Source organism: Arhodomonas sp. KWT, assembly GCF_010993615.1.
Genome location: NZ_WNXE01000017.1, coordinates 26,443 through 33,864 on the forward strand (window position 1 = coordinate 26,443; position 7,422 = coordinate 33,864).

Here is a 7,422-nt window from a genome sequence, read left to right on the forward strand (position 1 = left end):
GATGGCCACGGACGAGCGCGACGACTGGGCGCAGGCGACCCTGCGCGACATCGCCCTGGAGGGCATCCGCGAGCGCCGGCGGGCGCGCCGCTGGGGCCTGCTGTTCAAATTCCTGCTGCTGGCCTACCTGGTGGCGATCCTCCTGCTCACCCTGCCGTCGCTGCAGGGCGAAGCCCAGATGCCCGGCACGGCGCCGCATACGGCCGTGGTCGACCTGGACGGCACCATCGCGGCCGACACCCCGGCCAGCGCCGACCGCGTCATCAACGGCCTGGAGGAGGCCTTCTCCGCCTCCGGGGCGCAGGCGGTCATGCTCCGCATCAACAGCCCCGGCGGCAGCCCGGTGCAGGCACGCCGGATCTACGCCGCGATCCAGCGGCTCCGTGCCGCCCATCCGGACAAACCCCTGTACGCCGTCACCGGCGACATCGCGGCGTCCGGGGCGTACTACGTCGCCGCCGCGGCTGACCGCATCTACGCCGACCCCGCATCGCTGGTCGGCTCCATCGGCGTGATCATGGGCGGATTCGGCTACACCGGGGCCATGGAGAAGCTCGGCATCGAGCGCCGGCTCTACACGGCCGGACGCAACAAGGCGATGCTCGATCCGTTCAGCGAGACAAACCCGGCGGTGGAGGAGCATGTGCAGTCGATGCTCGAGGAGATCCACCAGCAGTTCATCGACGCGGTAAAGCAGGGCCGGGGCGACCGGCTCGCCAGCGACCGCGACGACATCTTCTCCGGGCTGGTCTGGACCGGTGCCCGCGCGGTGGACCTGGGCCTGGCGGACGCACTGGCCACCCCGGACGAGGTCGCACGGGACGTCGTCGGCGTGGCCCGCACGGTGGACTACACCCCGCGGGGCGGCTTCCTGGAGCGGGTCATGAACCGCCTGGGCGTGACCGCGGTGCGTCTCGCCCAGCGGTTCGGCGGGCCGTTCACCGGTGCCGTGCGCTAGACGGTTCCGTGCCGGGTCAGGGCAGGGGTACCCCCGCCTCGCGCAGCAGTTCTGCGAGGGCGATCAGGGGCAGGCCGACGAGGGTGTTCGGGTCCCGGCCCTCGATCGCCTCGAACAGCGCGATCCCGAGGCCCTCGGCGCGGAACGCCCCCGCACAGTCCCAGGGCCGGTCCCGGTCGACGTAGCGTTCGATCTCGGCGGCGGAGAGATCGCGGAAGACGACGTCGACGGTCTCCAGGCGCTCGGCGAGCGCCCCGGTGCGGGTGTCGAGCAGGGCGAGACCGACCAGGAAACCCACCCGGCGGCCGCTGCCCGCCCGCAGCTGCGCGATCGCGCCGGCGCGATCCCCAGGCTTGCCAAGGACGTGACCGTCGTCGAGACAGGCCACCTGATCGCAGCCGATGACCAGTGCGTCATCCAGGCCGGCGCCCGCCGCACGGGCCTTCTCCGCCGCCAGGCGTACAACCAGTGCGGACGGGGACTCGTCGCCGTGCCGGACTTCATCGATCTCGGGGCTCCTCTGCTCGAAGGAGAGACCCAGGCGCTCGAGGAGCGCCGCACGGTAGGGCGAGCCGGAGCCGAGAACGAGCCGCCGGGGTTCCGTCACGTCGTCACCTCCTGCGCCCGCGCGCTGGCGGGGGTTGATGGTCGTCTGACAGCGTTTTGACACCGTCCCGTGCCGTGGATAATATGCGCTGCCTTATGCACGAGGAAACCTTGCCGCAGTTTGTCGACCTCCGCCGGCTCGGCGACGACGGCGCGAGTCTCACCGGCAGCATGCCTCTGGCAGGCCGGGAACGGCTGGCAGGGAGCCTCGTCGAGTCGACCGGCACGGCCAGCGCCGACATCCGCGTGAGCCGTGAGCCCGGCGGGCTCGTCATCGCTGAAGGGCAGGTCGATGCCGGGCTGGCACTGCAGTGTCAGCGCTGCCTCGGCACGGTGACCGTGCCGGTGCACGCGGACTTCCGCGTGGTGGTGGTCGCCACCGAGGCCGACACCGAGGGTCATGACGAGGCGGTCGTCGCGCTGGACGATCGCCTCGACGTATTCGCGCTGCTCGAGGACGAGCTGATCCTCGAGCTGCCGGTAGTGGCGCTACACGACGCCGACAGTGGCTGCGCGGACTCAAAGCAGCACTTCGGCCCGCCGGGCGAACCGGAGCCCGAGCGCGAGAATCCGTTTGCCGTCCTCGCCGAGCTCAAGCGGCGGGACGATCACTGAGTCGCTGGATCCGATACAGGAGTAGCCTCCATGGCAGTCCAACAGAACCGCAAGACCCCGTCCAAGCGCGGCATGCGCCGGTCCCACGACGCGCTGGGCAAGCCCACGCTGTCCACCGAGCAGACCACCGGCGAGACCCACCGCCGCCACCACATCTCGGCCGACGGCTACTATCGCGGCCGCAAGGTCGCCAAGGGCCAGGAAGACTGAACGAGCGGCCCCCGGCCGCGCGGCCGCCCCGCCCGGATCGGGCGCGGCGGCCGTTCGCGTTGCGCCCGAGGCAGTTCGAGAGAGCAGCATGACACGGCGTCAAACCATCGCGGTCGATGCCATGGGCGGCGACCACGGTCCGGACGTGGTCGTACCGGCGGCACTCGCCGCCTGCCGCCGCCACGGGGATACGGTCAGCCTGATCCTCGTGGGCCAGGAGGATGCCCTGCGCGACGCGCTGTCCCGCCACGGCGCGGACGAGGGCGGGCAGCTGCGCGTGCACCACGCCAGTCAGCTCGTCGGCATGGACGAGCTGCCCTCACAGGCACTGCGCGCGAAAAAGGACTCGTCCATGCGGGTCGCCGTCGACCTCGTGAAGTCCGGCGAGGCCGACGCCTGCGTGAGCGCGGGCAACACCGGCGCACTGATGGCAACCGCCCGCTACGTGCTCAAGACCCTGCCGGGTATCGACCGGCCGGCGATCTGCACCACCATCCCCTGCGAGGGTGGCGCCTTCCAGATGCTCGACCTCGGTGCCAACGTGGACTGCACCGCCGAACACCTCTTCCAGTTCGCCGTCATGGGCTCGGTGCTCGCCGAGACCGTAGGCGGACTGGAGGCCCCACGGGTCGGCCTCCTCAACCTGGGCGAGGAGGAGATCAAGGGCAACGACGAGGTCAAGCAGGCCGGCCAGCTCCTGCAGGACAGCAGCCTGCACTACGTCGGCTACGTCGAGGGCGACTCGATGTTCCGTGGGGCCGCGGACGTGGTGGTCTGCGACGGCTTCACCGGCAACGTCGCGCTCAAGACCAGCGAGGGCGTCGCCGGCATGATCTCGCACTACATGCGCGAGGAATTCTGCCGTAACCTGCTCACTCGGCTCGCCGGCCTGGTCGCGATGCCGGTGCTGCGCTCGCTGCGCCGGCGGCTGGACACCCGGCGCTACAACGGCGCGAGCCTCCTCGGCTTGCGCGGCGTGGTGGTCAAGAGTCACGGTGGCGCGGATGCCGTCGCCTTCGAGCACGCCATCGACGTGGGCGTCCTGGAGGCGCGTAACGCCGTGCCGACGCTCATCGACCAGCGCCTCGGCGAGACCCTGACGAGAGGATTGCAGACGTCGTGAGCGTATACGCCAGGATCCGGGGGACGGGGAGCCACCTGCCCGAGCGGGTGGTCACCAACGAAGAGCTGGAACGTCTTGTCGAGACCTCGGACCGCTGGATCCGCGAACGCACCGGCATCGCCCAGCGGCACGTCGTTGCCGACGGTGAGACCTGCGGCGATATCGCCACGCGTGCCGCCGAGGCCGCGATGGAGGCCGCCGGCGTCGGCCCCGGCGACATCGACCTGCTCATCCTCGCGACGTCCACGCCGGACCAGGTCTTCCCCAGCACCGCCTGCCTCATCCAGCACCGGCTGGGCATCCCGGGCGGCGCCATCGCCTTCGATATTGCCGCCGCCTGCTCGGGGTTCATCTACGCCCTCGATGCGGCCGACCGTTTCATCCGCACCGGCGGCGCCCGGCGCGCCCTGGTCATCGGCGCGGAGACCTTCTCGCGCATCCTCAACTGGGAGGATCGCGGGACCTGCGTGCTGTTCGGCGACGGTGCCGGCGCGGTCATCCTGGAAGCGGACGAGACCCCCGGGGTGCTGTCGACGCACCTGCACTCCGACGGCCGCCAGGAACCGCTGCTCAACGTGCCCTGGGGCGTCTCCAAGGGCGTCGAGGCCCTCATGACCGACCCGGCCTCCGGCAAGGTCACCATGCGCGGCAACGAGGTCTTCAAGATCGCCGTGCGCACCCTGGGCGCCGTGGTGGAGGAGACCCTCGCCGCCAACGGCCTGGAGCGCGGCGACATCGACTGGCTCGTCCCCCATCAGGCAAACATCCGGATCATGGCGGCGACGGCACGCAAGCTGGAGCTGCCCATGGACCGCGTGGTGGTGACCGTGGACCGCCACGGCAACACCTCCGCGGCGTCCATCCCCCTCGCGCTGGACGTCGCCGTCCGCGACGGGCGCATACAGCCGGGGCAGCTTCTGCTGCTCGAGGCCTTCGGCGCCGGCTTCACCTGGGGCTCGGCACTGGTCCGCTTCTGACGCGCACGAGTGGAGCACAGACGATCATGACGACAGACAACACCCTCGGATTCGTCTTCCCCGGCCAGGGTTCGCAGTCGGTGGGCATGCTCGATGCGCTCGCCGGGACCTATCCGGCGGTACGTGAGACCTTCGAGGAAGCCGGCGCGATCCTCGACACCGACCTCTGGGACATCGCCGTCAACGGCCCGGAGGACAGCCTCAACCGTACCGAAATCACCCAGCCCGCGCTGCTCGCCGCCGGCGTCGCCGTATGGCGCGTCTGGCAGGCACGCGGCGGCGCCGCTCCGGGGATCATGGCGGGGCACAGCCTCGGCGAGTACACCGCGCTGGTGTGTGCCGGGGCCATGGAGTTCGCCGACGCGGTCGCGGTCGTTCACGATCGCGGCCGGTTCATGCAGAGCGCCGTGCCGGAGGGGCAGGGCGCCATGGCCGCGATCCTGGGCCTGGACGACGACGCCGTGCGCGCAGCCTGTGAGTCGGCCGCCCAGGGCGAGATCGTCGAGGCGGTGAACTACAACGCCCCCGGACAGGTGGTGATCGCCGGGGACCGGTCCGCCGTGGACCGGGCCATCGAGGCCGCCCGGAAGGCGGGCGCCAAGAAGGCGGTGGCCCTGCCGGTGAGCGTGCCGTCCCACTGCGCGCTGATGCGCCCGGCCGCGGAACGCCTGGAGGAACGGCTCGCCTCGGTCACCATCGGCGAGCCCACCGTGCCGGTGATCCACAACGTCGACGCCGAGCCGGCGGCGGACGCCGGGGCGATCCGCGAGCGACTCGTCGCCCAGCTCCACAGCCCGGTCCGCTGGGTCGACACGATCCGCACCATGCAGGCACGGGGCGTCACCCGCCTGGTCGAGGCCGGGCCGGGCAAGGTTCTCGCCGGGCTGAACCGCCGTATCGAGCGCCGCATGCCGGCGCTGCCGGTGTTCGACCCGGACACGCTTGAAAAGGCACTTCAGGAATAAGGCGCAACGTGATGTTCTCACTCGAAAACGAAACGGCACTCGTCACCGGCGCGAGCCGCGGCATCGGGCGCGCGATCGCGACCGGGCTCGGCCAGGCCGGCGCCCGGGTGGTCGGCACCGCGACCTCCGGGGCGGGCGCGGAACGCATCACCGCCCACCTCCAAGAGGCCGGTATCGAAGGCTTCGGCGTCACCCTCAACGTGACCGACGCCGACAGCGTGAGTGCGGCGGTGGCTGCCGTGACCGAGGCCTACGGCGCCCCGACGGTGCTGGTGAACAACGCGGGTATCACCCGCGACAACCTGCTCATGCGCATGAAGGACGATGAGTGGGACGACATCATCGACACGGACCTGAGCTCGGTGTACCGCATGAGCAAGGCGGTGCTACGGGGCATGATGAAGGCGCGGCGCGGACGCATCATCAACATCGCCTCGGTGGTCGGCCTGATGGGCAACAGCGGTCAGACGAACTATGCTGCGGCGAAGGCCGGGGTCATGGGCATGACCCGCTCGCTGGCACGCGAGGTCGGCACCCGCGGCATCACCGTGAACGCCGTCGCCCCGGGCTTTATCGAGACGGACATGACCGACGAGCTCAACGAGGCGCAACGCGAGGCCCTTGTCGGCCAGACACCCCTGGCCCGGCTGGGCCGGGCGGAGGACATCGCGGCGGCGGTGTGCTATCTCGCCTCGCCGGCGGCGGGTTTCGTCACCGGTGAGACGCTCAACGTCAACGGCGGCCTGTACATGGCCTGAACCGGTCGTACGCGAGTCGCTGGCATGCCCGGGACGGTTCACCTAAAATACGGCCGGATTCGGCCCGGGGTCTGACGCTGGGGGCCGCGTAGGCGGGTCGGAACTTTCTACACTCCGGAGGAAGGATCAAGATGAGCAGTATCGAAGAGCGCGTTAAGAAGATCGTCGTGGAGCAACTGGGGGTGAAGGAGGAAGAGGTGAATTCCGAGGCCTCCTTCGTCGACGATCTCGGCGCAGACTCCCTCGACACCGTCGAGCTCGTGATGGCCCTTGAGGAAGAGTTCGAGTGCGAGATCCCCGACGAGGAAGCCGAGAAGATCACCACCGTCCAGCAGGCGGTCGATTACATCAACGCCAACCTCGAGTAACGGTCCCCGTCGGATCGATACGCTGACACAGGGCCGGTCGTCGCCGGCCCCGTGCTGTTTCGGGTGGTTGGCATTTACGGAGGTGGGGCGTGAGCAGACGCCGCGTAGTGGTTACCGGGCTGGGGATGATCTCCCCGGTCGGCAACACCCTGGAAGGGGCCTGGGAGAACGTGCTCGCGGGTCGTTCCGGGATCGGTCCGGTCGAGGGCTTCGACGCATCCGCGTTCTCGGTGCGCTTCGGCGGTGAGGTGCGGGACTTCGAGGTCTCCGACTACCTCTCGCGGAAGGAGGCCCGCAAGATGGACCCCTTCATCCACTACGGCATCGCCGCTTCCGTCGACGCGGTCCGGGATTCCGGCCTGGAGATCAACGAGTCCAACGCGGAACGCGTGGGCGTGTCCGTCGGCTCCGGCATCGGCGGCATCAGTGCCATCGAGAAGGGCCATGAGGCCTACCTCGGCGGCGGTCCGCGCAAGATCTCGCCGTTCTTCATCCCGAGCGCCATCATCAACATGATCTCGGGCAACCTCTCCGTGCTGCTCGGTCTCAAGGGCCCCAACGTGGCCACCGTGACCGCCTGCACCACGGGGACCCACAACATCGGTCAGGCCGCACGCATCATCGCCTACGGCGACGCCGACGTGATGATCGCCGGTGGCGCCGAGTTCGCCACCACGCCCACCGGGCTCGGCGGCTTCGCCGCGGCGAAGGCACTGTCGACGCGCAACGACGACCCGCAGGGGGCGAGCCGCCCGTGGGACCGCAGCCGTGACGGCTTCGTGCTCGGTGACGGTGCAGGTGTGCTGGTGCTCGAGGACTACGAGCACGCGGTGGCCCGCGGT

Annotated in this window: 10 protein-coding genes; 9 read left to right on the forward strand and 1 reads right to left on the reverse strand. The window is 70.0% G+C overall.

Annotated elements, in window-relative coordinates; translation table 11 throughout:
* Position 1 precedes the first annotated feature (1 nt).
* Positions 2–958 carry a S49 family peptidase gene (locus tag G7A99_RS05395; protein WP_163139136.1) on the forward strand — a complete coding sequence of 319 codons (957 nt, stop codon included), beginning with the start codon at positions 2–4 and terminating at the stop codon, positions 956–958.
* A gap of 16 nt (positions 959–974) precedes the next feature.
* Here the strand turns inward: G7A99_RS05395 and G7A99_RS05400 are convergent, their stop codons facing one another.
* Positions 975–1,565, reverse strand: a complete 591-nt coding sequence (locus G7A99_RS05400) for a nucleoside triphosphate pyrophosphatase (RefSeq protein WP_018716770.1) — start codon at positions 1,563–1,565, stop codon at positions 975–977.
* Positions 1,566–1,660: 95 nt separating this feature from the next.
* On the opposite strand from G7A99_RS05400, the gene G7A99_RS05405 reads away from it, so the two are divergent.
* The 8 genes from G7A99_RS05405 to G7A99_RS05440 form a co-directional block, all read left to right on the forward strand.
* Positions 1,661–2,179, forward strand: coding sequence for a DUF177 domain-containing protein (locus tag G7A99_RS05405; protein ID WP_163139137.1), 519 nt, complete (start codon positions 1,661–1,663; stop codon positions 2,177–2,179).
* Positions 2,180–2,209: 30 nt separating this feature from the next.
* Positions 2,210–2,389 (forward strand): 50S ribosomal protein L32, encoded by a 180-nt coding sequence (gene rpmF, locus G7A99_RS05410; RefSeq protein ID WP_018716768.1) that lies wholly within the window; start codon positions 2,210–2,212, stop codon positions 2,387–2,389.
* A gap of 88 nt (positions 2,390–2,477) precedes the next feature.
* Positions 2,478–3,512 (forward strand): phosphate acyltransferase PlsX, encoded by a 1,035-nt coding sequence (gene plsX / locus G7A99_RS05415; RefSeq protein WP_018716767.1) that lies wholly within the window; start codon positions 2,478–2,480, stop codon positions 3,510–3,512.
* Positions 3,509–4,489 carry a beta-ketoacyl-ACP synthase III gene (locus G7A99_RS05420; RefSeq protein WP_084594048.1) on the forward strand — a complete coding sequence of 327 codons (981 nt, stop codon included), beginning with the start codon at positions 3,509–3,511 and terminating at the stop codon, positions 4,487–4,489. The genes plsX and G7A99_RS05420 overlap by 4 nt, the downstream gene beginning before the upstream one ends.
* Positions 4,490–4,515: 26 nt before the next feature.
* Positions 4,516–5,454: an ACP S-malonyltransferase gene (gene fabD / locus G7A99_RS05425; RefSeq protein WP_163139138.1), complete on the forward strand. Its 939-nt coding sequence runs from the start codon at positions 4,516–4,518 to the stop codon at positions 5,452–5,454.
* 11 nt (positions 5,455–5,465) lie between these two features.
* A complete protein-coding gene (gene fabG / locus G7A99_RS05430) occupies positions 5,466–6,212 on the forward strand; it encodes a 3-oxoacyl-ACP reductase FabG (protein WP_163139139.1) in 747 nt (248 codons plus the stop codon).
* A 131-nt stretch (positions 6,213–6,343) separates the two neighbouring features.
* Complete coding sequence (gene acpP, locus G7A99_RS05435; RefSeq protein ID WP_018716763.1) at positions 6,344–6,580, forward strand: acyl carrier protein; 237 nt, start codon at positions 6,344–6,346, stop codon at positions 6,578–6,580.
* A gap of 89 nt (positions 6,581–6,669) precedes the next feature.
* On the forward strand, positions 6,670–7,422 hold a 753-nt coding region (locus G7A99_RS05440), incomplete at its 3' end, for a beta-ketoacyl synthase N-terminal-like domain-containing protein (protein ID WP_305792311.1).